The 25,089-nt window shown below is 72.0% G+C and carries 28 protein-coding genes; 13 read left to right on the top strand and 15 right to left on the bottom strand.

Features of this window, described 5'->3' with window-relative positions:
* Positions 1-159: 159 nt before the first annotated feature.
* Positions 160-762: a DUF305 domain-containing protein gene (locus DY240_RS21820; protein ID WP_119661946.1), complete on the top strand. Its 603-nt coding sequence runs from the start codon at positions 160-162 to the stop codon at positions 760-762.
* A 19-nt stretch (positions 763-781) separates the two neighbouring features.
* Here the strand turns inward: DY240_RS21820 and DY240_RS21815 are convergent, their stop codons facing one another.
* Genes DY240_RS21815 through DY240_RS21800 form a run of 5 tightly spaced genes read right to left on the bottom strand, consistent with a single transcriptional unit; the run spans position 782 to position 4,636 of the window.
* Complete coding sequence (locus DY240_RS21815; RefSeq protein ID WP_119661945.1) at positions 782-1,987, bottom strand: NAD(P)/FAD-dependent oxidoreductase; 1,206 nt, start codon at positions 1,985-1,987, stop codon at positions 782-784.
* A gap of 19 nt (positions 1,988-2,006) precedes the next feature.
* On the bottom strand, positions 2,007-2,183 hold the full coding sequence (locus DY240_RS32965; RefSeq protein WP_199702010.1) for a hypothetical protein: 177 nt from the start codon (positions 2,181-2,183) through the stop codon (positions 2,007-2,009).
* Positions 2,176-3,075 (bottom strand): universal stress protein, encoded by a 900-nt coding sequence (locus DY240_RS21810; protein WP_119661944.1) that lies wholly within the window; start codon positions 3,073-3,075, stop codon positions 2,176-2,178. The genes DY240_RS32965 and DY240_RS21810 overlap by 8 nt, the downstream gene beginning before the upstream one ends.
* Before the next feature lie 27 nt (positions 3,076-3,102).
* Entirely contained in the window at positions 3,103-3,993 is an 891-nt protein-coding gene (locus DY240_RS21805) for a class I fructose-bisphosphate aldolase (RefSeq protein ID WP_119661943.1), read from the bottom strand.
* Entirely contained in the window at positions 3,902-4,636 is a 735-nt protein-coding gene (locus DY240_RS21800) for a PIG-L deacetylase family protein (RefSeq protein WP_158602939.1), read from the bottom strand. The genes DY240_RS21805 and DY240_RS21800 overlap by 92 nt, the downstream gene beginning before the upstream one ends.
* A 156-nt stretch (positions 4,637-4,792) precedes the next feature.
* Here DY240_RS21800 and DY240_RS21795 point away from each other — a divergent pair, with 156 nt between their 5' ends.
* Positions 4,793-7,429 (top strand): bifunctional acetate--CoA ligase family protein/GNAT family N-acetyltransferase, encoded by a 2,637-nt coding sequence (locus tag DY240_RS21795; RefSeq protein WP_119661941.1) that lies wholly within the window; start codon positions 4,793-4,795, stop codon positions 7,427-7,429.
* An 11-nt stretch (positions 7,430-7,440) separates the two neighbouring features.
* Here the strand turns inward: DY240_RS21795 and DY240_RS21790 are convergent, their stop codons facing one another.
* Positions 7,441-8,199 (bottom strand): SDR family NAD(P)-dependent oxidoreductase, encoded by a 759-nt coding sequence (locus DY240_RS21790; RefSeq protein ID WP_158602938.1) that lies wholly within the window; start codon positions 8,197-8,199, stop codon positions 7,441-7,443.
* A gap of 199 nt (positions 8,200-8,398) precedes the next feature.
* Between DY240_RS21790 and DY240_RS32180 the strand changes: the two genes are divergently transcribed.
* A complete protein-coding gene (locus tag DY240_RS32180) occupies positions 8,399-8,875 on the top strand; it encodes a universal stress protein (RefSeq protein WP_158602937.1) in 477 nt (158 codons plus the stop codon).
* Between the two features lie 46 nt (positions 8,876-8,921).
* Positions 8,922-9,071 carry a VOC family protein gene (locus DY240_RS32175; protein ID WP_158602936.1) on the top strand — a complete coding sequence of 50 codons (150 nt, stop codon included), beginning with the start codon at positions 8,922-8,924 and terminating at the stop codon, positions 9,069-9,071.
* Between the two features lie 45 nt (positions 9,072-9,116).
* Here DY240_RS32175 and DY240_RS21780 read toward each other — a convergent pair whose 3' ends face one another.
* The 4 genes from DY240_RS21780 to DY240_RS21765 all read right to left on the bottom strand — a co-directional run bounded on the left by DY240_RS21780 (position 9,117) and on the right by DY240_RS21765 (position 12,229).
* Positions 9,117-10,160 (bottom strand): DUF3048 domain-containing protein, encoded by a 1,044-nt coding sequence (locus DY240_RS21780; protein WP_119661939.1) that lies wholly within the window; start codon positions 10,158-10,160, stop codon positions 9,117-9,119.
* Between the two features lie 11 nt (positions 10,161-10,171).
* Complete coding sequence (locus DY240_RS21775; RefSeq protein ID WP_119661938.1) at positions 10,172-10,651, bottom strand: GyrI-like domain-containing protein; 480 nt, start codon at positions 10,649-10,651, stop codon at positions 10,172-10,174.
* A gap of 12 nt (positions 10,652-10,663) precedes the next feature.
* A complete protein-coding gene (locus tag DY240_RS21770; RefSeq protein ID WP_119661937.1) occupies positions 10,664-11,032 on the bottom strand; it encodes a hypothetical protein in 369 nt (122 codons plus the stop codon).
* A gap of 228 nt (positions 11,033-11,260) precedes the next feature.
* Positions 11,261-12,229: a universal stress protein gene (locus DY240_RS21765; RefSeq protein ID WP_158602935.1), complete on the bottom strand. Its 969-nt coding sequence runs from the start codon at positions 12,227-12,229 to the stop codon at positions 11,261-11,263.
* 203 nt (positions 12,230-12,432) lie between these two features.
* Here DY240_RS21765 and gap point away from each other — a divergent pair, with 203 nt between their 5' ends.
* The 6 genes from gap to ppsA are packed head-to-tail and all read left to right on the top strand — an operon-like array spanning position 12,433 to position 20,255.
* Entirely contained in the window at positions 12,433-13,434 is a 1,002-nt protein-coding gene (gap, locus tag DY240_RS21760) for a type I glyceraldehyde-3-phosphate dehydrogenase (protein ID WP_119661935.1), read from the top strand.
* Positions 13,435-13,462: 28 nt separating this feature from the next.
* Entirely contained in the window at positions 13,463-14,044 is a 582-nt protein-coding gene (locus DY240_RS21755) for a 2-oxoacid:acceptor oxidoreductase family protein (protein ID WP_119661985.1), read from the top strand.
* Positions 14,037-15,212 (top strand): transketolase C-terminal domain-containing protein, encoded by a 1,176-nt coding sequence (locus DY240_RS21750; RefSeq protein WP_119661984.1) that lies wholly within the window; start codon positions 14,037-14,039, stop codon positions 15,210-15,212. The genes DY240_RS21755 and DY240_RS21750 overlap by 8 nt, the downstream gene beginning before the upstream one ends.
* A gap of 14 nt (positions 15,213-15,226) precedes the next feature.
* Positions 15,227-16,240: a thiamine pyrophosphate-dependent enzyme gene (locus DY240_RS21745; RefSeq protein WP_119661934.1), complete on the top strand. Its 1,014-nt coding sequence runs from the start codon at positions 15,227-15,229 to the stop codon at positions 16,238-16,240.
* Positions 16,240-17,874: an NAD(P)-binding protein gene (locus DY240_RS21740; protein WP_199702007.1), complete on the top strand. Its 1,635-nt coding sequence runs from the start codon at positions 16,240-16,242 to the stop codon at positions 17,872-17,874. Before DY240_RS21745 ends, DY240_RS21740 begins: the two co-directional genes overlap by 1 nt.
* On the top strand, positions 17,871-20,255 hold the full coding sequence (gene ppsA, locus DY240_RS21735) for a phosphoenolpyruvate synthase (protein WP_119661932.1): 2,385 nt from the start codon (positions 17,871-17,873) through the stop codon (positions 20,253-20,255). The genes DY240_RS21740 and ppsA overlap by 4 nt, the downstream gene beginning before the upstream one ends.
* A gap of 3 nt (positions 20,256-20,258) precedes the next feature.
* Here ppsA and DY240_RS21730 read toward each other — a convergent pair whose 3' ends face one another.
* Positions 20,259-20,468 carry a hypothetical protein gene (locus tag DY240_RS21730; RefSeq protein WP_147375429.1) on the bottom strand — a complete coding sequence of 70 codons (210 nt, stop codon included), beginning with the start codon at positions 20,466-20,468 and terminating at the stop codon, positions 20,259-20,261.
* A gap of 219 nt (positions 20,469-20,687) precedes the next feature.
* Here DY240_RS21730 and DY240_RS21725 point away from each other — a divergent pair, with 219 nt between their 5' ends.
* Positions 20,688-21,359 carry a hypothetical protein gene (locus DY240_RS21725; RefSeq protein ID WP_407659370.1) on the top strand — a complete coding sequence of 224 codons (672 nt, stop codon included), beginning with the start codon at positions 20,688-20,690 and terminating at the stop codon, positions 21,357-21,359.
* Here DY240_RS21725 and DY240_RS21720 read toward each other — a convergent pair.
* Positions 21,287-21,916: a hypothetical protein gene (locus tag DY240_RS21720; protein ID WP_147375428.1), complete on the bottom strand. Its 630-nt coding sequence runs from the start codon at positions 21,914-21,916 to the stop codon at positions 21,287-21,289. The genes DY240_RS21725 and DY240_RS21720 overlap by 73 nt on opposite strands.
* A 5-nt stretch (positions 21,917-21,921) precedes the next feature.
* Entirely contained in the window at positions 21,922-22,194 is a 273-nt protein-coding gene (locus DY240_RS21715) for a DUF1876 domain-containing protein (protein ID WP_119661929.1), read from the bottom strand.
* 177 nt (positions 22,195-22,371) lie between these two features.
* Here DY240_RS21715 and DY240_RS21710 point away from each other — a divergent pair, with 177 nt between their 5' ends.
* Positions 22,372-23,286 carry a universal stress protein gene (locus tag DY240_RS21710; RefSeq protein ID WP_119661928.1) on the top strand — a complete coding sequence of 305 codons (915 nt, stop codon included), beginning with the start codon at positions 22,372-22,374 and terminating at the stop codon, positions 23,284-23,286.
* Entirely contained in the window at positions 23,283-24,104 is an 822-nt protein-coding gene (locus tag DY240_RS21705) for an HAD family hydrolase (RefSeq protein WP_119661927.1), read from the top strand. Before DY240_RS21710 ends, DY240_RS21705 begins: the two co-directional genes overlap by 4 nt.
* Here DY240_RS21705 and DY240_RS21700 read toward each other — a convergent pair.
* Together DY240_RS21700 and DY240_RS21695 are read right to left on the bottom strand one after the other, a co-directional pair.
* Entirely contained in the window at positions 24,056-24,475 is a 420-nt protein-coding gene (locus DY240_RS21700) for a pyridoxamine 5'-phosphate oxidase family protein (protein WP_147375427.1), read from the bottom strand. The two genes, DY240_RS21705 and DY240_RS21700, sit on opposite strands and share 49 nt — an antisense overlap.
* A 30-nt stretch (positions 24,476-24,505) precedes the next feature.
* Positions 24,506-25,003, bottom strand: coding sequence for a flavodoxin family protein (locus DY240_RS21695; RefSeq protein ID WP_119661983.1), 498 nt, complete (start codon positions 25,001-25,003; stop codon positions 24,506-24,508).
* Between the last annotated feature and the right edge of the window lie 86 nt (positions 25,004-25,089).

The following is a 25,089-nucleotide window of genomic DNA, read 5'->3' as shown; positions in this document are numbered from 1 at the left end:
GGCCGTGAGTCCCGCGGCGGCGTCGACATTGGACCCACGGTGCAGCTATCGGATGGAGGTGGGACTTTCGACCGCCACCTACAGGTGGGTTTGCTCTGCCGGTGATGTCCGCACGGGAGAACCCTTGGCCGAGTAAGCGACGAAACCCAGGAGGATCCCATGAGACGCCTGTCCGTATTGGTGGTCGGTCTGGTCGTGGTCGCGGCGGTGACCGTGCTGGGCGCGTTCGCTGTGATGGCATCATCCGGCCGGGACGACGACTCGTGGGACCGCCACGGCCCAGGGACGGTGGGCCGATTCGGTGTGAGCGCTGAGCCGGAGTACCTGGCCGGGATGGTCGCCCACCACGAGGAGGCTGTGACCGCCGCGCGTGAGCTGGCCCGGTCCGGCCGAGCCGAGATGCGGCGGTTCGGCGACTCGATCGTCGAGACTCAGTCCGCGCAGATCCATCAGATGCGCGGCTGGCTGCGAGCCTGGTATCCGGAACAGCCGCCGGCCGTCGACTACCGGCCGATGATGCGTGACCTGTCGGGGCTGTCCGGAGACCGGCTCGACGAGGTCTTCCTCCAGGACATGATCGGCCACCACATGGCCGCGGTGATGTGGTCGCAGCAGCTCTTGGGACGAGGCACCGTACATGAGCAGGTGGCGGGGCTTGCCCGGACCATCCGCGACGACCAGCACGCCGAGATCGTCCAGATGCGGCGCTGGCTGGCGCTATGGTTCGACTGGCGCGCCGTGGGCATGAGCCGCGGCATGTAGTTCGGTCACCATCATCCCGTCAGGGCAGGCGGACGTATCCGTGCCGTGATTTCCACAGGTAGTACTTCTCGAACAGCAGCTTCGCTCCGTGCGCCTGCGGTCCGGGGATGAGCACGCCGGCCTTGCGGGGCGGCAGCATCTTGTCGGCGAGGATCATGACGCCGTTGTTGCCGGCGTCCATCACGCAGACGGCCGGGATGTCGCCGAACTGCTTGTGCTTGGCCGGCTCGCCGTCGCGAATCTGACTGGCGATGTTGGCGGCGGCCACCTTCGCCTGCACCTCGGTCGGGAACCCGGTCTTGGGGACGCCGATGGGGACGGCGGTGGTCCAGGGCACCGGGACGGCGGCGGCGATGCCGACGGCGTAGATGTCCGGCCAGGCCAGCGACTGGTAGGTGTCGTGGACGGGCACGTAGCCCTTCTCGTCGGCCAGCGCGTCGGCGGTGCGTACGACGTCCTGTCCCTCGAACGGAGGGATGATCACGGCGTAGGCGAAGTCGACCATCGCGTCGCCGGCCAGGACGATCTTGCCGGGGGTGACCTCGGCGATCGGAGTGCCGGTGACGGCGGTGATGTGCTCCTTGCGCAGGAACATGCCGAGGAGCTTCTCGCCGCCGGGCAGCCCGCCGATGCCGAAGTGGCCGACGAACGGTTCGGCGGTGACGTAGGTGAGGTCGACCTGCTTCTTCAGCCCGGCGCGGCGCAGCTGGTAGGACACGTTGAACAGGAACTCGTACGCAGCCCCGAAGCAACCGGCGCCCTGGGTCGCGGCGACCACCACCGGGCCGGGGTCGTCCAGGAACCGGCGCCAGCCGGCGCCGGCGGCGATGGCGTCCTCGAGGGTCGTGATCGTGTGCACGCCGGGGGTGCCGGTGAGCCCCGGCACCACGTCCACGGCGTTGCGGTAGCCCGTGGCCACGACGAGATAGTCGTAGGGGTAGCTGCCGGCGGTGGTGGTGACCCGCCGGTTCACCGGATCGATCCGGGTCGCCGTGGCGTGCACGAAGTCGACGCCGTGCTCCTCGAACGTCGGCGCGAGCGGGAACGTGATGTCCTGCGGCTGCCGCTTGCCGAACGGCAGCCAGATCAGTGACGGGTTGAACAGGAAGTGGTCCGACGCCGACACGACGCGGACGTCCACGTCGCCGTGGAGTTCGTGCTTCACGCTCAGGGCGGCGGTGAGCCCGCCGAAGTTGCCGCCGAGCACCAGGACCTTCTTGCGCATGGTGGATCGCCTCGCTTGTTCAGTCGAGGGCCTGGAAGGCCTCGTAGACCATGAACGCGGGCCAGAACAGGCCCTGCAGGATGGCGAGCAGGTACTCCCAGAAGGACTCGGCCTGCTGCCAGAAGAAGACCAGCCCCCCGAAGATGCCGAGGCCGTAGATGGCGCCGCCGCCGGCGGCCGCCCCTCTGTCAGCCATGAGAGCTCATCTCCTGGACGTGCACGACGGCGACCGGGCGGGTCGCGTGGTGCAGGACGGCGTGGCTGGTGGAGCCGAGCAGCATGCTGCGCAGCTCGCCCCGGCCGCGGGAGCCGACGACGATGAGCGCGGCGTTCCGGCCCGCGCCGGTGATGACGTCGGCGGGATAGCCGGCTTCGGCGCGGACGGTGACGTGCGCGGCGGAGCGGGTGGCCGCGCGGGCGCGGGCGACCGCCTCGGCCACGATGGCCTCGGTGTGGCGACGCTCCAGTGCGGTGGCCTTGGCGATCCCGTCGGCGTCGAAGATCGGCATCGGGACCGACTGGGTGTTGAACGCGCCGACCGCGACGACGGCCGCGGACCGGCGATCGGCTTCGCGCAGTGCGAACCGCAGGGCGGCGTCGCCGTGTGCCGATCCGTCGACGCCCACGACGATCGATCCGTCGTCCTCGACGCGGTGGCCGGGCACGACCACGACCGGGGTCTTCGCGTGGGCCGCGACCCGGCCGCTGACCGAGCCGAGCGCCAGCGCCCCGAGGCCGCTCAGGCCGCGGGTGCCGACGACGATCAGTCCGGCGTCGCCTCCGATCTCGAGGATGGCCGCCGTCGGCGTCCGGAGGATCAGGAAGGTGTCCATCTCCAGCTCGGGCGCGGCGTCCTTGACCCGCTGCCGTGCCTTGTCGAGCACCTCTTCGGAGTACGCGCGCAGCTCGTCGGGGGGTGGGAGGACGGCCACGCCGCCGAATGGCACGGCCGCGACCGGCATCCACAGTCCGTAGACGGCGTACAGCGGCGCTCCTCGCAGGCGGGCCTCGGCGATCGCCCAGTCCAGGGCGACGCTGCTGTCGGGCGAGCCGTCGACGCCGACGACGATGGCATTGGTGCTGGTCATGGTGGGCTCCGTTCGAGCGAGCGAGCATCAGCTCGGGTACTTGGCGAGGACGTCCTTGAGCCGGTCGACGAAGCGCAGGGACTCGTCGTGGCCCCGCTGCCAGACGTTGCGGCCGAAGATGAGGCCGGTGCCGCCCGCGTCCATCGTCTGGCGAGCCTTGTCGAGCATGGCGTCGTCGCCGGCGCGGGTGCCGCCCGAGACGAGGACGAGGGTCCGGCCGGCCGACCGCACCACCGCGTCGATCGCGGCCTGCGAGGCGACGTCGACGTCGTACTCGGGCTTGACTCCGGTGCGCTGCTCCGGATGCGGGAAGTTGACCTTGACGACGTCCGCGCCGAGCTCGCTGGCCGCGCGCGCGGCGTAGTCGACGGCGTAGAAGGAGTCCTTGCCGCCCTTGGCCTCGATCGCCGAGCCTCGCGGGTACGCCCAGACGATGAGCGGCATGCCCAGCCGCTGCGCGTCGGCCCGGATCACGCGGTACTGCGCGAAGTCGCGGTCCTGGACCGGCGTGCCCACGTACAGCGTGTAGCCGACCGCGTCCGCGCCCAGCCGGACCGCGTCCTCCACCGTCGCGTGGACGGGGGAGAGCGCCTCGGCGTCGGACGGGATGTCGGTCTTGCCGTTGAGCTTGAGGATCAGCGGGATCTCACCGGCGTAGTCCCAGTAGAACTTCTCCGCCAGGCCGATCTGGATGGCGATGCCGTTGAACTCGCCCTCGCGGGCGAGCCGCATGATGTAGGAGGGGTCGGTGGCGGCCGGGTTGGCGAAGAAGTCGCGCGGCCCGTGCTCCAGCCCCTGGTCGTAGGGGAGGAACAGCGCGGTCCCGTTACGCAGTCCGTGCTCGAACAGGATGCGGTGCAGCCGCGCCTTCTTGCCGGTGTCGAGCCCCAGCTGGGTGATCGGTGGTCGTGTCGTCATCGTGATCGTCTCCCTCTTCGCCGACGGCCGGCGGCCGGTTCGCGGGCGCGAGCATCCGCTCGGCCCTGAGCACGACCAGCCGCTCGGTCGGGTCCTGGTGCCGCATCCACCGGCTGCGCAGCGGATCGTCGGCCGGAAGGCCGGTGTGGCAGGCGATGGCCGCGCGTTGACGGGCGCGGTCGGCGTCGACCACCAGAACCGGGCGACCGACTCCCGGCTCGGCCGGGCGCAGCGTCCAGGCGTAGAGGACGGTGCCTGTGGCGGTGGCGGCGCGATACGCCGCCCGCATGGTCCGCACGTGGTCGGGGTGGGCATCGCGGCCGGTGGCGTCCACGACAAGCAGCGCGTCGGCGGCGGCCGCGGCCTCCTGGATCTCGTCGGCCAGCTCGTCCAGGTTCGCGGTGCCGAGCGTGCCTGGGGAATGGTCCAGCAGCATGACGTCCTCGGCGCCGAGCCGCCGGACGGCACGGCCGAGGTCGCGTGCCCGGTCGAGCCGGCAGCGCGGGCTCGGGTCGGGGCCGCGCCCGTGGGTCAGGCACAGGATGTGCACCGACGTCCCGGCGTCGGCGAAGGCGCCGATCACGCCGCCGAGCGCGAACGTCGCGTCGTACGGATGGGCGCAGACGACGAGCAACCGCCGCACCGCTGGCACTGGTTTCGCGTGGTTCCGCATACCTCCAGCGTCCGTCCCCGACGACGCCGGCCGTAGAGGCCGAAGCCCGTGAACCGGGGACTTTCGGCCCGACCACGGTCGATGGCCGCAGGTCTAGCGTCGCAACCAGCGACCCGGGAGGACCCGATGACGGCACCTGCGGACACCAGCTCCACGTACGCCCTGCTCACCGACGGTCGAACGGTGGAGATCCGGGTCGCGTCCGCCGCCGACCTCGCCGGCGTCGTCGACCTGCACCGGCGCATGTCGCCGGAGAGTCACTATCTGAGGTTCTTCGGCACGAACCCCCGGATGCCCCTGGATATCGCCGAGCGCATCTGCGTCGCTCCTGAGGTCGCCGGTCACGCCCTGGTGGCCTGCCTGGACGGGCGCATCGTCGGCGTGGCCCACCATGAGCCGCCTGACCGCGACGGCGTTGCCGAGATCGCCATCGTGGTGGGGGACGACCTGCACCATCGCGGCGTCGGGACCCTGCTCGTCGAACATCTCGCCTCCCGCGCCCGGGCTCACGGCGTGACGGCGTTCCGCGCCGAGGTGCTCGGCCAGAACCGGGCCATCCTGCAGCTCTTCGCCGACGCCGGCCTGCACGCGACCGGCGTCGCCGAGGCAGGCGTGATCACCCTCACCGTGCCGTTGGACGTCGACGACCGGTACCTGGACGCCGTGGCCGAGCGGGAGCGGCTGTCCGACGTGGAGAGCCTGCGTCCGCTGCTGCGCCCGGCGACCGTGGCCGTCATCGGCGCCGGTCGCGACGAGCGCTCCGTCGGTCACCTGATCCTGCGCAACGCGCGAGCGGCCGGCTTCCCGGGACGGTTGTACGCCGTCAACCCGAAGGCGACGGCCGTCGCCGGGGTGGACTGCTACCCGAGCGTGCTCGACGTGCCGCAGACGCCGGACCTGGCCGTCGTCGCCGTACCGGCGCCGGCGGTGGGCGGAGTGGCCGAGCAGTGCGGCGCGCGAGGGGTCCGCGCGCTCGTCGTGGTGACCTCGGGCTTCGACGCCTCGGCCGGAGCGGAGCTGCTCGCGACCTGTCGCCGGCACGGCATGCGGCTGGTCGGGCCGAACTGCTTCGGTATCGCCGACACGACGGCGAAGCTGGATCTGACCTTCGGCGCCCGCCGGCCGCGGCCCGGCCACGCCGGCATCGTCGTGCAGTCCGGCGGTGTCGGGATCGCCCTGCTCGAACACCTGGACAGGCTGGAGCTCGGCATGTCGTCGTTCGTCTCGGTCGGTGACAAGTACGACATCAGCGGCAACGACCTGATGCGCTGGTGGGAGTCCGACGGCGCCACCCGGTTCGGGATCCTGTACCTGGAGTCGTTCGGCAACCCGCGCAAGTTCTCGCGCGTGGCGCGGCGCCTCGCGCGCACGATGCCACTGCTGACGGTGCTGGCCGGCCGCTCCGACGCGGGCCAGCGCGCCGCCGTGTCCCACACGGCCGCAACCGCCACGCCCGCGGCCACCCGGGAGGCGCTGTTCCGCCAAGCCGGCGTCATCACGACGACCACACTGAACGAACTGGTCGACACCATCGCGCTCATCGGTCACCAGCCGCTGCCGGCCGGGTACCGGGTCGCCGTCGTGTCGAACGCCGGTGGCGCCGGGGTGCTCGCGGCCGACGCCTGCACCGACGCCGGCCTGTCCGTTGCGGCCCTGGCCGACGAGACGCAGCGACGACTACGGTCATTGCTCCCCGCCGGGGCCGCCTGCGCCGGGCCGGTCGACACGACGGCCGCCGTGCCGGCCGAGCTGTTCGGGCGGTGCGTCGATCTGGTGGCCGCGGCCGAGGAGGTCGACGCCGTCGTCGCGGTCACGGTCCCGACGGCGGTCAGCGACCCGGCCGCCGGTGTCCGGCCCGTCGCCGGGAAGCCCATCGCGGCGGTGGCCATCGACCAGGCCGAGACCGTGCTGATGCGACACGGCGTGCCCTGGTACGCCGGGCCGGAGGCCGCCGCGTGGGCCTTGCGCCGAGCGGCCGACCACGCGAGCTGGCTGACCCGTCCCGAAGGCCGGGAGCCCGTTCTCACCGGCCTCGACCAGACACGCGCCGCCCGGATCGTCGACGAGGCGTTGGCCGGCCGGCCCGGTGGAGACTGGCTGGAGACGGCCGCCGCGTTGGAGCTGGTGGGGTGTTACGGCATCCCGATGGTGGACTGGCGCCGGGTCACGACAGAGGACGCCGCCGCGCGGGCCGCCGCCGACCTTGGGGGAGCGGTGGCACTGAAGGCGGACGTCGCCGGGGTGGTGCACAAGTCCGATGCCGGTGCGGTGGCGCTCGGTCTCGCGACCGATCGGGAGATCCGCAGCGCCTTTCGTGAGATGTCCGATCGTTTCGGCGACGGGCTCCGTGGCGTGCTGGTGCAGCGCATGGCGGCCGACGGTGTCGAGGTACTGGCCGGTGTCGTGCAGGAACCCACCTTCGGACCGCTCGTGGTCTTCGGTTCCGGCGGCGTGACGACCGACGTCCTCGCCGACCGCGCCGCCCGGCTGGCGCCGTTGACGGACGTCGACGCGGCCGAGCTGGTGCGGGCGCCGCGGATCGCCGCCGTCCTGCGGGGATACCGCAGCCACCCGTCCGTCGACCTCGCCGGCCTGGAGGAGCTGCTCGTCCGCCTGGCGCGGCTGGCGATCGAGCATCCTGAGATCGCCGAGATCGACCTGAACCCGGTCATCGCCCGGCCCGATGGCATGGTGGTCGTCGACGCCCGCGTGCGGGTCGAGCCGTGGCCGTCGTGGGACCCGTTCCTTCGCCGTTTGCGGTGACCGGTCCGAGGTCAGGAGGTCCAGCCGCCGTCCGACGTCACCACGGCTCCGTTGACGTTGACCGCCTCGTCGGAGCCGAGCCAGCAGATCAGCGTCGCGATCTCGTCGGGTTGCGCCATGCGGGTGATGCGGCCGAAGGAGCGCTCGAGCCGCTGGTAGGCCCATGGCACCGTCGGGGCGGCCGTCGCGCCGATCCCTGTCGCGACGCCACCGGGGCACACGGCGGTGGCCCGGATGCCGTCGTCGGCGTAGAGGTTGGCGATCGAGCGCGTCAATCCGATCAGCCCGTGCTTCGAGGCGACGTACGCCGAGCCGGCGACGGCGCCGGTCAGGCCGCCGATCGAGGAGACGTTGACGATCGAGCCCGCCCCCGCGACACGCGTGCGCGGGATGACGGCGCGGCACAGCCGCATCGGGCCGGTGAGGTTGACCGCCAGCACGCGGTCCCACAGCGCGTCGTCGAGCTCGGTGACCGGGACGAAGTGGTCCATGATGCCGGCCACGTTGGCCAGCAGGTCGATGCGGCCGCCGGGCAGCGCTGCGACGACGCGGTCGACGTCTGCCTGGTCGGTGATGTCGGCGATGATCATGATGGCGTGGTGTCCGTCGTCCTCGATCTGCTTGGTCGTCAGGTCCAAGCCGTCGGAGTCCACGTCGCAGCCGACCACCACAGCGCCCTCGGACGCCAGCTGCACGGCCACCGCCTGCCCGATGCCGGATCCGGCACCGGTGACCAGCGCCACCCTGCCCGCGTACCGTCGCTCACTCATGAGACGCCTTCCTCGTGTCCGAGCCGTCCCCCGTGAACGGCTCCGCGACCAGCCTCCTGCGGGCGGCGAACCGCTGACAGGGCCGCAGGTCACGACCGAGAGGACCATCGGTCCTGCATCGCCGACCATGGCCTCTGTCGACCTCGGGCAGGCGACGCGAGGCTGGTCTCGTAGGACGAGATCGGCAGAGGAGAGAGCCATGGACACGCGGGAACAGCCTCTGATCATCGTGGGCGTGGACGGGTCGGTCGCTTCCGACCGCGCCCTCGCCTGGGCCGAGCGCATCGGGCACCGGCTCGGCGCCACGGTGGAGATCGTGACCGCCTGGACCGCGAGCCACCTGGACACCGGAGGAACGCCGATCCTGCCGCTGGCCGACGAGGACTCCGCCCGCCGGGCGCAGTCCGAGGTCGTGGCCCGGGTCATCCCCGGAGGCGGCAGCACACCGGTCGCCATGGAGCTCGTCGAGGGTCCGCCCGGACCGGTGCTGGTCGAGGCCGCGCACCGGGCCGATCTCCTGGTGGTGGGAAGCCACGGACATGGGCGCATGTACAGCGCCGTCATGGGGTCCACCAGCGAGTACTGCGTCCGCCACGCCGCATGCCCGGTCGTCGTGATCCCGGTACCCCTGCACCAAGCGAACGGCGAGCACGACGACGTCGCGCTCGCGCGATGAGAGGAGCCGACTGCCGGAGGATGTTCCGCCCTACGTCACCGTCTACGTGTCCGTCGACAGTCTCGACGACACACTGCGGCGCGCGGAGCAGCTGGGCGGCAAGACGGTCGTCGAGCCGATGAAGATCCGCGACATCGGTGAGTTCGCCATGATCACCGACCCGGAAGGGCACGTTCTCGGCCTCTTCGCCACGTGAGCCACCGCACGGCGCCGCCCGGCACGGCTGGCGTGCCGAGCGCACTCAACCCCGGAACGCCGGTGGCAGCTCGACCCAGGTGTTCCCGGGCTCGAGGAGGAGTTCGTCGCCGGCGTCGGTTCGGAACTGGAACGGCTCGTTCACGTCGCCCTTGGACCACGTGCCGGTGACCGACGCCCCGCCGGCGAAGGCCTGGAACCGCCCGGAGGCGTCGACGAGGTCGAGGATCGGCACGGGAGCGCCGCTGCCGGTGCCGATCTTGCCGACGGTGGCGGTGACGTCGAGCACCAGGACGTTGACCGCGCTGATGCCGGTGCCGCCAGCCATCACGTGCGAACCCCACGGTTCGTCGCGCAGGTACGTCCCGCTCGCCGCGTCGTAGGTCCACGCTACCTGCCAGGTCGGCCCGTAGGAGATCTCGATGGCCGATCCCGGCCCGCCGCCCGCCTCGGCCGAGCTGGGCGCGCCGCCGGCCGCGTAAGCGAAGTACGGCGACGGCGGCGCGGTCCGGTCCGAGAGCTCCAGCAGCGCGGCCGGCCGGGCGAACACGTGGTCCGGTGCCGGCCGGTCGGAGTCGATGACGTAGGCGTCCGAGTCGCCGGCGCGCAGCGTGCCCAGATCGTCGAGATCGGCGACGGAGTCGACATAGTCCATCACCCAGCCGGCGCCCATGGTGTTGCCGAACACCGCGGCGAGGGGGCCCAGCAGCGGGGCGTCGGCGGGTCGCACCGAGCGGACCGGTCCGACCAGCTCGGGCATGGTGGAGTGGGAGACAGCGGCCAGCCGCGTGTAGGAGACACCGATCGGCTCGGCGAACACGATGTCCGCATGATCGACGCCCACCTGTGGGTGGGCGTGGCGGACGTCGGACACCTTGATCGCGACGGCCGGGTGGTCCAGGTCCGTGCCGGCCGGCAGACCCGTCAGCGGAGCGACGGCGGGTCGTTCCTCCGGTGTGGCGGACGGCGGACGCGACACCGGACCGGCATCGCCGCCGCCGTCGCGGAGCACGGCGACGAGACCGGCGACGATCGCCAGCACCCCGATCATGACGGCGGCGATGGACGCCACCAGCGTCCTGCGGGACATGACTCACCCCCTCATTCGCGGCCGCCGGCCGGGCGGCACGGCAGCACGACGTCGGTGCGCCACCGCTCGGGGTTCGCTTCAGCGGTCGGATCGGTGTAGTAGACCTCCCACTGCGGGCCGGCCGACTGGTAACCGTGTGCGGCGACCCACTCGCGCACGGCCCGGTAGGCGGCCTCGAGGTCCTCATACCGGCCCAGGTGCGTGGTGACGGCGGCCGGGCCGCCGGGCAATGTGGACGGCTCGACGAATCCGTCGCCCTCGATCTCCCGGTAGACGGGAAACCCCGCCTCGACGGCGACGGTGTCACCCAGGAACCTGAACAGCGCGAACGGCGGACCGGTGGGATGGGCACCGTAGTTCCGCAGGTACTCGAGGACGGCGTGATAGGCGATCGTCAGCCAGCCGGGCATGTCCTCGGCCGTGACCTCAGTCCGCACGACCGCTGTGGGCTGCGTGGTGAGCTCGCGCATCGTGATCGCGTAGGTCAGCATCGAGGGTCCTCCTCACGGATCTTCGTCCCGCGCCATGCAGTTACCGGCGGCCACCGGCGTCCCGCCGCCCGTCGGCTCGAGCGCCTCGTAAGGGCCGAGATGCGTCGTGACGGCGGCGGGTCCGCTCGGCAGTGCCCACGGTTCGACGTACCCGTCGCCCTCGATCTCGCCATCGACGGGGAAGCCGGCTTCCACCACCGCGATGCCGTCGACGACGCTGATCCGGGCGAACGGCGGGCCGGCGGGCTGGGCCCTCCGGCTGCGTAGATACTGGGTGACGACGTGGTGGGCGACGGTGAGCCAGCCGCCGAGCTCCTCGGCCGGGAGCTCCGTCCGCACCACCGCTGCGGACTGCTCGGCCAGGTCGCGTCGCGCGATCATGTAGCTCCGTCTCGCCCTGCAGGGCGCAGCCCGTCGCTGAGCACGCGTGCCCTCCAGCATGATCACCGTCATCGCCTCCGTTGGCCGAGATCGAAGGTCGTAGGGCGCCCGCCAGCCGGTGTGATCCCGCCGGAGCTGACCCATCGCGGCGATGGTGTGTTCGCGGCTCTTCGGCCGTCATCTCCAACGCTCCGGGGTTTTCGCTCTCCTGGCTGGTGGGCGTCACTCTCACTCTTCGCCGCCGGCGGCGGCGCGGACAGGGCCTTCGGTCCCGCTATCGGCGGGCCGTACGACCGCCCTCCGCGGTGTCCGCACGCGGGTCGGATGGACGACGGCGACGGGGCTGTGCGCATCGTGCAGCAGCCGCTGGCCGACCGAGCCGAGAACCAGGCCGGACACCCTGCCCCGGCCGCGTGACCCGACGACCACCAGCTGGGCTCGCGCGCTGGCCGCGGCCAGGTCCTCGGCGGCGTCGGATGTGGACAGGTGGGACGTCACCGGCACCCCCGGATACCGGGATGCGTAGTTCGCCAGCCGCGCGCCCAACGCCGGTACCATCCCTCCGAAGAAATCGCCGGGATGGCGTGCCTCGCCGAGGTCCGGCCGGGCGGCGTGGATGACGTTGAGCGGGACTCGGCGCGCGAGCGCCTCGCGGAAGGCGAAGTCGAGCACGCCGTCGGCGGCCCGGTCGTCGGCGATGCCCGCCACCACGGGCAGGTCCGCGGTGGAAGCGAGTGGCTCGGTCCCGACGACGACCACCGGGCACCGTGCGTGGGCGGCGACCGTCGCGCTCACCGATCCGAGCGTCGCGGCCGCGACCGGGCCGCGCCGGCGGGTGCCCACGACGAGCACGGCGGCGTCGGCGGAGTCCTCGATCAGCGCGGTAGCGGCGGAGCCGGGTGCGCGCCGTCCGGTGACGGACCCGGATGGCAGCCGCCGCCTGGCGATCGCGAGCGCGCGGTCGAGGTCGTCGTCCGACGGGTGCCGGACGGGGTGTGCCGGGATCATGAACGTCTCGCCGTTCTCGGGCGGCCGGTAGGGCACGTACCGCTGCAACTCGGGTGCGTCCGCGACCAGCACGATCCGCAGTGGCACCCGGTGCGCCCGAGCGGCACCCATCGCCCAAAGCAGGGCGGGCTCGCTGTCCGGGCGGCCATCGATGCCGACCACGACCGGCCGGTCCGTCGCTTGGAGCACGTTCCACATCGTCGGCCTCCGATCTCCGGGACGGCGCAGCTCTCGGCGCTGTCGTCACATTCACCGTCCCTCCGCCGCCGGCCGACGGGGTAGAGCCGCAGGTCCTGCCGCACGGCCCGGCTCGGCGGGACCTTCGTCTCTGTGGGCGGCGGCGGCCGCGGCGAAGGCTGGTCATGAGAACGGACCGAACCCGGAGGCGGATCATGACTGTACGAGTCGGCATCAACGGCTTCGGCCGCATCGGGCGCACCTACCTTCGCGCCGTGCTGGAGCAAGGGATCGAGGTGGTGGCCGTCAACGACGTCGCGGACGTCGGCACGCTGGCCCACCTGCTGGCCTTCGACTCCACGTACGGCCGGCTGCCCGAGGAGGTCGAGACCGACGGCCCGGCGCTGCTCGTCGGCGGGCGGCGGGTCGCCGTCCTCGCCGAACCCGAGCCGGCCCGGCTGCCGTGGGGCGACCTCGGCGTCGACATCGTCATCGAGTCGACCGGCAGGTTCCGGACTCGCGACGACGCCGCCGGCCACCTCAAGGCCGGTGCCCGCAAGGTGCTCGTCTCCGCTCCGGGCAAGGGCGTCGACGCGACCATCGTCATGGGCGTGAACGAACAGGTCTACGACCCCGAGCTCCACGACGTCGTCTCCAACGCCTCCTGCACGACGAACTGCGTCGCCCCGATGGTGAAGGTCCTGCACGACGCGTTCGGGATCGTCAAGGGCTTCATGACGACCGTGCACGGCTACACCGGCGACCAGCGGCTGCTGGACGGCCCGCACAAGGACCTGCGCCGGGCCCGCTCGGCCGCCGTCAACATCATCCCGACCAGCACGGGTGCGGCCCGCTCCGTCGGCGTCGTGATCCCACAGCTGGCCGGGCGGCTCGACGGTGTCGCGCTGCGGGTGCCGGTCGAGGACGGCTCGCTGGTCGACCTCGCCGTCGTGCTCGGCCGTGAGGTCACCCGGGCCGAGGTCAATGAGGCCTTCCAGCTCGCGGCCGGGACCGGTCCGCTGGCGGGCCGGCTCGCCTACGTGACGCGGCCGATCGTGTCCCGGGACGTCATCGGCGACTCCGCCGCCTGCCTGTTCGACTCCAGTCTCACCGAGGCCAATGGCGAGCTGGTGAAGGTGTTCGGCTGGTACGACAACGAGTGGGGCTACACGGCGCAGCTCGCCGATCTCACCGCATACGTGGCCGACCGGCTGTGACGGAATGGCGGCAGCGATGTCCGGCTCCATGTTCCAGGTGCGCATCCACGGACGCGGCGGGCAGGGCGTGGTGACGGCGGCCGAGTTGCTGTCCGTCGCCGCCTTCGCCGAGGGCCGGCACGCCCAGGCGTTCCCGAGCTTCGGCTCCGAGCGCACCGGAGCGCCCGTCATGGCGTTCTGCCGGATCGCCGACGTGGCGATCCGGTTGCGCGAGCCGGTCATGGACCCGGACGCCATCATCGTCCAGGACACCACGCTGCTCGAAGGTGTCGACGTCTTCGCCGGGCTGAAGAGCGACGGTTACGCCCTGCTGAACGCCGCCGCCGGGCCGGCCGAGCTCGGGCTCACCGAGCGGACACGGTGGTATCCGCGAGGACACCTCGTCACCGTGCCCGCTAGTGACCTGGCCCAGCGGCACATCGGCCGCCCGGTGCCGAACGCGGCCCTGCTCGGTGCGTTCGCGGCGCTGACCGGCGTCGTGTCGATCGACTCCGTCGTTGCGGCCATCCGTGGCCGGTTCGGCAACGGGCTGGTCGAGGGGAACATCGCGGCCGCCACGGAGGCGTACGAGCTGGTCCGTTCCGATCAGGGGAGTGCAGCTCATGCTTAGGCAGATCGAGGGATCGCAGGCCGTCGCGGCGGCCGTTGCCGCGTGCCGGCCGGAGGTGATCTGCGCCTACCCGATCTCGCCGCAGACCCACATCGTCGAAGCGCTGAGCGCGACGGTGAAGTCCGGCGCGCTCGCGCCGTGCGAGTTCATCAACGTCGAGTCCGAGTTCGCCGCCATGTCCGTCGCGATCGGTGCGTCGGCCACCGGCGCCCGGGCATACACGGCGACGGCGAGCCAGGGACTGCTGTACATGGCCGAGGCGGTCCACAACGCCGCCGGGCTCGGCCTGCCGATCGTCATGACGATCGCGAACCGGGCCATCGGCGCGCCGATCAACATCTGGAACGACCACAGCGACTCGATGGTCATGCGCGACGCCGGCTGGATCCAGCTCTACGCGGAGGACAACCAGGAGGCGGCGGACCTGCACATCCAGGCCTTCGCGGTCGCCGAGCGGCTGTCGGTGCCGGTCATGGTCTGCATGGACGGCTTCGTGCTCACGCACGCGTTCGAAGAGGTCGACCTACCCGGCCAGAACGACGTCGACGACTTCCTGCCACCGTACCGGCCGCGGCAGTTCCTCGATCCATCCGACCCGGTGACCATCGGTGCGATGGTCGGCCCGGAGGCCTTCACCGAGGTGCGCTACCTCGCTCACGTCAACCAGCTGCGCGCACTCGACGCGATCCCGGCGGTCGCCCTCGGTTTCGCCGAGTCGTTCGGTCGCGCCACCGGCGGACTCGTCCGGCCCTATCGCACCGACGACGCCGAGACCGTCGTGGTCGCGCTCGGCTCAGTGCTCGGCACCCTGAAGGACGTCGTCGACGAGCTCCGTGACGACGGCCTGCGCATCGGCGTGCTGGGGATCACCACGTACCGGCCGTTCCCGTTCGACGCGGTGCGTGCCGCACTGACGAACGCCCGTCGCGTGGTGGTGCTGGAGCGGGCGTTCTCGGCCGGCACCGGCGGCATCGTCACCGCCGATGTCCGGGGCGCCGTCGCCGGCGCCGAGTGCGTCACCGTCGTCGCCGGCCTCGGCGGCCGCCCGATCACCCGCGCGTCGCTGCGCCGGGCCCTCGTGGACGCGCACGGCGGCCGTGTCGAATCGCTGACCTTCCTCGACCTCGACCTGAGGCTCGTCGAGCGCGAGCTCGCACGTCCCCGCTGAAGGGAGTGTCGGCAATGCCTGTGGAACAGATTCCGTACCGGCAGACCGGCAGCCTCGTGGCCGGCAACCGGCTGCTCGCCGCGGAGCTGCGGGCCGGCCAGGCGCGGCCGGACCGCGCCGACGCCCTGACGTGCGGCCACCGTGCCTGTCGCGGCTGCGGCGAGGCCCTCGCCGCACGGTGGGTGGTGGACGCCGCCCTGCGGGCCACCGCCAACCGGCTGATCGCCGTCAACGCCACCGGCTGCCTCGAGGTCTTCTCGACGCCGTACCCGGAGAGCGCGTGGCAGCTGCCATGGCTGCACTCCCTGTTCGGCAACGCACCCGCGGTCGCCACGGGCGTGGCCGCGGCGCTGCGCGCCCAGGGCCGCACCGACGTGCGCGTGCTGGGCCAGGGCGGCGACGGCGGCACCGTCGACATCGGCTTCGGCTGCCTGTCCGGGATGTTCGAGCGGAACGACGACGTCCTCTACGTCTGCTATGACAACGAGGCCTACATGAACACCGGCGTGCAGCGCTCCGGCGCCACGCCGCCGGCCGCCCGCACCGCCACCACCCAGGCCGTGGGCCCGGAGCCGGGCAACGTGTTCGGCCAGGGCAAGAACGTCCCGGCCGTCGCGATGGCACACGAGATCCCGTACGTCGCGACGGCCACCGTCGCGGACCTGCGCGACCTGGAGTACAAGGTGACCCGCGCCATGGACCTGCGCGGTGCGCGGTACCTGCACGTGCTGGTGCCCTGCCCGCTCGGCTGGGGCAGTGAGGCGCACGACACCATCCGGCTGGCCCGGCTGGCCACGCAGAGCGGGCTGTTCCCCGTCTTCGAAGCCGAGCATGGCGAGGTCACCGCTGTCACGCGGATCCGCCACCACGTTGCCGTCGAGGAGTACCTGCGACGGCAGAGCCGCTACGCCCATCTGTTCCGGCCACGCGAGCGGACGGACGTGATCGCCCGCATCCAGGCCCAGGCCGACCGCAACATCACCCGGTACGGCCTGCTGGCCGAATCCGCACCGGAGGAGGTGTCCTGATGGACACGCCGTTCGCCATCACGCTCGGCTCGGCGTCGAGCCGGACGAACCGCACCGGCGCCTGGCGCGTCGAGCGTCCCGTCTACCGCGACCTGTTCCCGCCGTGCGCCGCCGCCTGCCCCGCGGGCGAGAACGTCCGCGAGTGGCTGCACCTCGCCCAGGACGGCGACTACGAGGCCGCCTGGCGGGAGATCATGAGTGTCAACCCGTTCCCGGCGATCATGGGCCGGGTCTGCTACCGGCCGTGTGAGACCGCCTGCAACCGCGGGCAGCTCGACGAGACCGTCGGCATCAACTCGGTCGAGCGCTTCCTCGGTGACGAGGCCATCAGGGCCGGTTGGACGGTGTCCGCCGGTGAGGCGACCGGGCGGCGGGTGCTCGTGGTCGGTGCCGGTCCGGCCGGCCTGGCCGCCGCCTACCATCTGCGGCTGCTAGGGCACGACGTGACGATCCGCGACTCCGGTCCCGAACCCGGGGGGATGATGCGCTTCGGCATCCCGGCCTACCGGCTGCCGCGCGACGTCCTCGACGCCGAGATCCGGCGCATCGTGGAGCTCGGCGTGACGCTGGAGCTGAACACCCGGGTCGGCGACGTGGCCGACATCCGCGACGCCGAGGGCTTCGACGCGGTGTTCCTCGCCGTCGGCGCCCAGCTCAGCCACCGGACCTACGTGCCGGCCGGTGATTCCGCCCACATCCTCGACGCGCTCTCCGTCCTGCGGCGGACGGCCGGCGGCGCGCCGCCGCTGCTCGGGCGGCGGGTCGCCGTGTACGGCGGCGGCAACACCGCCGTCGACGTCGCCCGCACCGCCCGCCGCCTCGGCGCGGCTGACGCCCTCATCGTCTACCGGCGCACCCGCGACCGGATGCCCGCACACGAGTCCGAGGTCACCGAGGCCGAGGAGGAGGGCGTGCGGTTGCGCTGGCTGTCCACCATCGCCCAGGCCGACGAGGGCCGGGTCACCGTCGAGCGGATGCGGCTCGACGAGTCCGGGTTCCCGCAGCCGACCGGCGAGTTCGACGAGCTCGACGCGGACGCCGTCGTGCTTGCGCTCGGGCAGGACAGCGACCTCGGCCTGGTCTCGCACACGCCGTCGGTCGCGACGGCGCACGGCCGCATCGTCGTCGACGGCGCCTTCATGACCGGCCTGCCCGGCGTGTTCGCAGGCGGCGACGCCATCTCCGGCGACCGCACCGTCACCAGCGCCATCGGCCACGGCCGCCGTGCGGCACAGGCCATCGACGCCTGGCTGCGCGAGACGGCCGTGGAGGCGTCCGCGCCGGTGGTGGAGGCGGCGTTCGAGGGGCTCAACCCCTGGTACTACACCGACGCGCCACGGCAACACCGTTCGAAGCTCGAGGCGGCGCGCCGCACCTCCACCTTCGACGAGGTGGTCGCCGGCCTGGACGCGGCCACCGCCCTGTTCGAGGCGCGCCGCTGCCTGTCCTGCGGCGGCTGCTTCGAATGCGACAACTGCTACAGCGTCTGCCCCGACAACGCCGTCATCAAGCTCGGCCCCGGCCGGCGGTACGAGATCGATCTGGAGTACTGCAAGGGCTGCGGCCTGTGCGCCGCCGAGTGCCCGGCCGGAGCCATCGCCATGATTCCGGAACAACGACTGGAGCCGTCATGAACACCACCCTCGTCGTGCCGTTCGACACCCTCGGGCGTGGAGATGTCGCCCTGGTCGGTGGCAAGAACGCGTCGCTGGGCGAGCTGACCCGGCACCTGGCCCACGCCGGCGTGCCCGTGCCGCCCGGTTTCGCGGTCACCGCCGATGCCTACCGCGCCTTCCTGGACGCCAACGACCTGCCCGCCCGGATCGCCGCCGAGCTTCGCCGGCTCGACGACGGCAGTCCGCTGGCCGAGGTGGGCGAGCGAATCCGCACGCTCATCCGTCAGGGGCGCATGCCGGGCGAGCTGGTGGCCGAGATCGCCGCGTTCTACGCCGGCCTCGCTGCCGATGCGGGCGAGGACGAGCCGGCCGTCGCCGTCCGCAGCAGCGCGACCGCCGAGGATCTCCCCGAGGCGAGCTTCGCCGGGCAGCAGGAGAGCTTCCTCAATGTCCGCGGCCTCGATGCCGTCGTCGCGGCCTGCCAGCGCTGCTTCGCTTCCCTCTTCACCGACCGCGCGATCAACTACCGGCGCGACCTCGGCTTCGGTGACCTCGACGTGGCTCTGTCCGTCGGTGTGCAGGTCATGGCCGGCGCCGACCGTGCCGGTGCCGGGACCGCGTTCTCCTTGGACACCGAGACCGGATTCCCACGCGTCGTCCTGGTCAACGCGGCGTGGGGCTTGGGCGAGTCCGTCGTCAGCGGGGCCGTCGACCCGGACGAGTACGTCGTCTTCAAGCCGCTGTTGGATCAGCCGGGCATCCGCCCGGTGATCTCGCGGGCCAAGGGCCGCAAGGAGCAGAAGGTCGTCTACCGCGCCACCGGCGGCACCACCGCCACCGCGACGAGCGTCGAGGAACGCGACGCCTGGGTGCTCACCACCGACGAGATCCTCCGGATCGCACGCTGGGTGGTCGCGATCGAACACCACTACGGCACGGCCGTCGACGTCGAGTGGGCCAAGGACGGCCGGACCGGCGAGCTGTTCGTCGTCCAGGCCCGCCCGGAGACCGTGCAGACCCGGCGGCACACGACGACGATGCGGACTTTCCGGCTCCGCGAGGAGGCCGAGCCCGTCGTGAGCGGGCTGGCCGTCGGCGACGCGATCGGCGCCGGCGTGGTGTGCAAGCTGTCCAGTGCGGCCGACATCGACGCGTTCCCCGACGGCGGCGTTCTCGTCACCGGCGTCACCGACCCGGACTGGGAACCGATCATGAAGAAGGCCGCGGCCATCGTCACCGACCACGGCGGGCGTACGTCGCACGCGGCGATCGTCAGCCGCGAGCTCGGCGTGCCCGCCGTCGTCGGCACCGGCTCGGCCACCACCGTTCTCGCCGACGGCGACGGCGTCACCGTCTCCTGTGCCGAGGGCGACCGTGGCCACGTCTACCGCGGAAGGCTCGCGTACAGCGCCGAAGACCTCGACCTCACGGCGATTCCGGCGACGCGCACCCGCGTCATGCTCAACGTCGCCGATCCCGCCGCGGCGTTCCGGTGGTGGCGGCTGCCCGCCGCGGGCGTGGGCTTGCTGCGGATGGAGTTCCTGGTGGCCAATCACATCAAGGTGCATCCGATGGCCTTGGCTCATCCGGAATGGCTCGACTCCGCCACGCGGCAGCGGGTGGAGCGGATCACCCGGGGCAGCGCTACACCTGCTGACTACTTCGTCGACCGGCTGGCCGACGGCATCGGCCGGATCGCCGCCGCTCACTGGCCGGAGCCCGTCGTCGTGCGCATGAGCGACTTCAAGACCAACGAGTACGCCACGCTCGTCGGGGGCGCCGGGTTCGAGCCGTCCGAGGAGAACCCCATGCTCGGCTGGCGCGGCGCCAGCCGCTACTACGCACCCGGCTACCGCGACGGCTTCGCGCTGGAATGCCGCGCGATCCGCCGCGTGCGCGACGCCATGGGCCTGCGGAACGTCATCGTGATGATCCCGTTCTGCCGCACACCGGACGAAGGGCGGCAGGTCCTGGCCACCATGGCGGACGAGGGCCTGGTGCGCGGCGAGAACGGACTGAAGGTCTACGTGATGGCCGAGATCCCGTCCAACATCATCCTGGCCGCCCGGTTCGCCGAGCTGTTCGACGGCTTCTCGATCGGCAGCAACGACCTCACGCAGCTGACGCTCGGCGTCGACCGCGACTCCGACCTGCTGGCGCCGCTGTTCGACGAGCGCGACCCCGCCGTCGAGTGGAGCATCAGGCGGCTCCTCGAGCTGGCACATGCGGCCGGCGCACCTGTCGGCCTGTGCGGGCAGCGGCCCAGCGACGATCCCGACTTCGCGCGGACGCTGGTGCGGGCGGGCATCGACTCCATCTCGGTGACGCCGGACAGCCTGCTCGCGGTGATCCGCCATGTGGCGGACGCCGAGCGTGCGGCTGGGACGGAGGCGGCGTGAGGGCTACCCGGGCTCAACTCGTCGAGCGCTCACGCCGTGCGGCATCCGCGTACCGAGGCGAGGCCGCCACTCCATCCCGCGGAACCTCATCCAGACCGCCATCGGCACGGACAGGTTGAGCGCGACGACGAACGCCGACAGCTCGGGTGCGGTCTGCGGCAGGTCGGTGAAGCCCAGCAGTCGCGCGGCGCCGAAGAACAGCAGGCTCAGCACGATCGCACCAGCACACATCACCGGCGGGCCGGTCTGCCTCGTGCTCGCTGCACTCGGCTGAGGTGCGACCGAGCGCAGGACGGACATTCTTCCTGCCACCGTGCGCCCACGGATGACCAACGTCCCCCGGCGGTCCCGAACCCTGGGGACCTTCGCACCTGTCGCTGACCCGCGGGCCGTCGTTGGCTGGAAGCGGGAGGTGATCGGGCCGTGAACACGATGCCGATGCCACGCACGCCCGCCAGCATCGACCTCTACTGGCTACCGCTGGGCGCCGGCGACAACACGCACTGCGTCCGCACGAACGGACGCATCTTCGAGGCGCTCACCGCTCGTCTCGAACACCGCGACCGCTGCGATCTCTACCATGCGGCGCTGGAAGTACGCCTCGGAGTCGACCGGTTCACCATCGAGATGGCGCCCGTGTGGGGCATCGAGGCGCCTGAGCGTGGGGCGGTGAGCGAGGGACCCGTAGGCCTGCGGTGGCTCGGCCGTTGTCGCTTCTTCCGCTACGAGGTGCGCATGTGGCGTGACGGCATGATCCCGGACGCCCGCGAAGCGGTGGACAGCCCTCGGCGCGTCAGCGCCGATCCGACCCGGGCGGGGCATGTTCTCTCCCTCGTGCGGGCATTCCCGACCGCCACCTGGGGACGCGACGAGCTCGAGGCAGGTGAGATGTGGAACTCCAACTCTCTGATCGCCTGGCTCTTGGCGCGCAGCGGCCATGACATGGCGTCGATCCACCCTCCGGCACACGGCCGGGCACCGGGCTGGTCCGCCGGCCTCGTCGTCGCGGCACGTGATCTCCGTCCATCGACTCATTCGGCCGGCCGGCCCGCCCCAGGCCCTGCTGTCGCCGGCACGTCGGCGAGGACCGCCACTCGGGCGTAGGCCCAATACGGGCTGAATGCCGCGAGCGCCGACCTGACGGCTGGCCGCAGCTGCTCACGGACGATGACCGGCAGCCGCCGATCGAAGGTCAACGAGACACCGACCACGCTGTGGTCCACGGTGATGTCGACCCGACGCGGGGGCGGCAGCCGGTGGGGCCGCAGCACCTCCGCGACGGCCTTCTCGACCCGCCTCCGGGCGGCACCTGACGTGGGCCGTGCTGCGTTGCCGACCGCCGCGACGATGCCGGCGGGGGAACAGTGCGCCTCCGCGCGGGACCACGGGCCTTCCGCCGCGGGATATCCGCACAGGACCGTCGGCACACCGGCGACGACGCCGCACTGGAACGGCCGGTCGTGATCGCTCAGCGCGCCCGGCCGGGCCCGGACGTGCACGACGACGTCGACGAGCCCGTCGGCCAGCGGACACGTCCCGTCGACGGCGAGCGGGCAACGCGCGCCGCCCCGGCACGTGACGACGGTGTGGCCCGCCGCACGCAGGCGTCCCAGTACCTCGACGGCGTCTCCGGGCGCTGCCTCGGAGACCAGAACTCGCATGGTGCTCACCGCTTCAGGTGCACGGGCTCGTGCGTGATGTTCTCGATGTCGTCGCTCGCGGTTCCGAGCAGCTCGTCGGCGAGGACGCGCAGCGCGCGGGCGGTGGCCAGCTCGTCACCGATCTCCGGCACGTTGACGTCGCTCGGATTGAGCCGGGCAGTCCCGGTGGCACGGAGACCGGCCGTGGCATGGGTGATCAGACGGGCCTCGGCATAGGTGCTGCCGTCGTCGTGCTCGCCGATGTAGATGTCGACGGTCCAGTGCTTGATGGCGGCCATGACGTCCTCCTCACCGGTCAGGGGACCGTGGCCAGGACGCCCGGCCCCACTATCGACGCTACGCAGCCAGGTGGCCAGCACCCAGGGGCGTTGGCCGACCGGAGCCGGGACCTTCGGCCCGCCGCGAGGGGCCACGCTGCCCTGCCGTGAACCCGCGGCGAGAGGTGTGCTGGAGTCATGACGACAGCATCCGTTCCCGCTGAACAACCGGCACCGTCGGCGATGGCGAACCGGCCGATCGTGGTCGGTCTCGACGGTTCGCCGAGCGCGCTCATCGCGCTCGACTGGGCCGCCGCCGAGGCACGGACACGTGGGTGTGGGTTGACGCTGGTCTTCGCCCACCCCGGAGAGTCCCATTCCCTCGCCGTGCTCGACGTCGCGCCGCAGGAGCTGGCCGACGACGTCTTCGACGAGGCCCTGGACCGGCTGGCCGCCGGCGGCTACGGCGACCTGCAGGTGCGTACGGCCTTGCGGTTCGGCATGGCGCCGAGGATCCTGCTGCGTGCCTCGCTGCGCTCGCCCATGCTCGTGGTCGGCCGGCAGGGGCTGGGCAAGCTCGCCGAGCTCGTGATGGGCTCGACCTCGCTGGCATGCGCCACGCACACCCGGGTGCCTCTGACCGTCGTCCCTGACGCCTGGAAGCCCCCGATCCGGCCGCGGCGCTGCATTCTGCTGGGCGTCGACGGTTCGGCTCCTGGTGACGCCGCCGTCGAGTACGCCTTCTCCCTTGCGGCCGACCGGGGTGCTCGGATCGTCGCTGTGCACGCCATGGAGCTGCCCCTCGGCTACCCGGCGGACCGGCCGCTGCGCCCCGACGTGGCTCGCTACGAGGAGGCCGCGGCCCGCATCTTCTCCGACTCCCTGGGCTCCTGGCGGGCGAAATACCCCGAGGTGGACGTGACCACGGCGGTCGAGTACGGGCACCCGGCGCCGGCACTGGCCGAGTACGCCGCCGGAGCGGATCTGGCCGTCATCGGAGGGCGCGGACACGGACGGGTCACCGGCATGCTGCTCGGCTCGTCCGCCCGGAGCATCCTGCGGCGAATGCCGATCCCGGTGACGGTGATCCGCGACAAGAGGCCTGGGCGATGACCACCGCCACCCTCTACCTGGACCTGCTCGACGCCGTGATCTTCGACGTCGACGGGGTCGTGACGGACACGGCGCGGGTGCACGCGACCGCGTGGAAGGCGACCTTCGACGGGTTCCTCCGGCGCTATGGCTCGGAGCATGACCTCCAGCTGCCCGGATTCGACGCCGACTCCGACTATCTGCGGTTCGTCGACGGCAAACCGCGGCTCGACGGCGTGCGGGACTTCCTCGCTGCCCGCGGCATCGGTCTGCCGGAGAGCGGTGACGGCGACACCGTCGCCTCCCTCGCCGAGGAGAAGACCCGGCGCTTCGTCGAGGCGGTCGAGCGCACGGGCGTCACGGCCTATCCGGAGACCGTTTCCGTCCTGCGCGAGCTGCGGCGACGCTACGTGCCGACGGCCGCCGTGTCGTCGAGCCGGCACTGCGACCAGGTGCTTCGTGCCGCCGGAGTCGGCGAGCTGTTCGACGTCCGCGTCGACGGCAACGACCTGGAGCGGCTCGGCCTGCCCGGCAAACCCGACCCCGCACCGTTTGTGGAGGCGGCCCGCCGGTTGGGCGCCCGTCCCGCGACGTGCGCGGTGGTCGAGGACGCCATCGCCGGCGTGCGCGCCGGCCATAGTGGGGCGTTCGGGGTGATCATCGGTGTCGATCGTCGTGGTGCACGGTGCGGCTCGATGTACGAGGCCGGGGCGACAGTGGTCGTCTCGTCGCCGGCTGACGTTGTGTTGGTCGAGCGCACCCCGCTCCGGTTCGCGCCGCCGCGGCGAGGTCAGGTCGGCGCCGTCTCGAAGGACCGGCCGGCGATCTGGTCGCCGTAGACCCGGACGAACCACTGCTTCGGGTGTCCGGTCCAGTCGGGCAGCGTCAGGTCCTCGGCGCGGTAGATGTCGGCGAACCGGTCCAGCCGCTCCGCCCGTCCCTTGACGACGACGCTCCAGGCCCGGCCCGTCGCCGGGTCGGCGCCGTCGGCCTCGACCGCCACCCGAGGGGCGATGACCGCGGCGGCCAGCTTCGTGCCCTCGCCGGTGCGGAAGACGACGGTGCGGTCGTCCACCACGATGTTCACCGGGAACACCTCGATGTCGCCGGCGATGGCGATGGCCACCCTCGCGAGGCGCGCGGAACTCAGCAGGCTCCAGCAGGTGTCCTCGTCGAGGATGGTCATCCCCGTGCGCGGGTCCGTGGTCACGGCGGTCACCTCCTCAGCCTCGTCAGCGGATCAGGTCGCGGCCAGGCCGAGCTGCTCACCCCAGCGCCGGGCGCGTTCCTCCTCGCCGTCGGCGAGCGGGCCCTCCATGTCGGTCACGTAGAAGCTGGTCGCCGCCGCGAACGGACGCAGACCCCGGTGGCGCAGGTGCCGACGCGCGGCGTGGGCCGCGGACCCGGGCAGGTGGGGCTTGTCGGCCTTGGTGTCGAAGGTCGCGAACGGGGTGCTGCCGGCGTGCAGGTCCGCGATCCATTCGCGGATGCCGCCGGCCTTCGACACGACCGTGCCGGAGCCGTGCTCCGTTGCGCTCTTGCGGGTGGACTCGCGGCTCATGCTGAACGCGTGGGTCGGTCCACCGACGACGAGCAGGTCGACGCCGTCCAGGGACGTGCCCGCGGAGCCGACCTCGACGACGTCGACGGTCATGTTCGCGGCCAGGCCGTCGGCGATGGCCTCGGCGATCTTCTGGGTGTTGCCGAACATGGACTCATAGACGACGAGTGCGCGCATGACGTCCACTCCTTCCGGACTCTCTCACTACCTCGACTGTCCGCCGGACGGCGCTGCGGCACCACCCTCGTTCGACCCGTGACCTG

This window comes from Jiangella rhizosphaerae (assembly GCF_003579925.1).
Classification (GTDB): domain Bacteria; phylum Actinomycetota; class Actinomycetes; order Jiangellales; family Jiangellaceae; genus Jiangella; species Jiangella rhizosphaerae.
The sequence above is the reverse complement of the archived record's forward strand: the minus strand, read 5'-3'. Positions and strand labels throughout refer to the sequence as shown.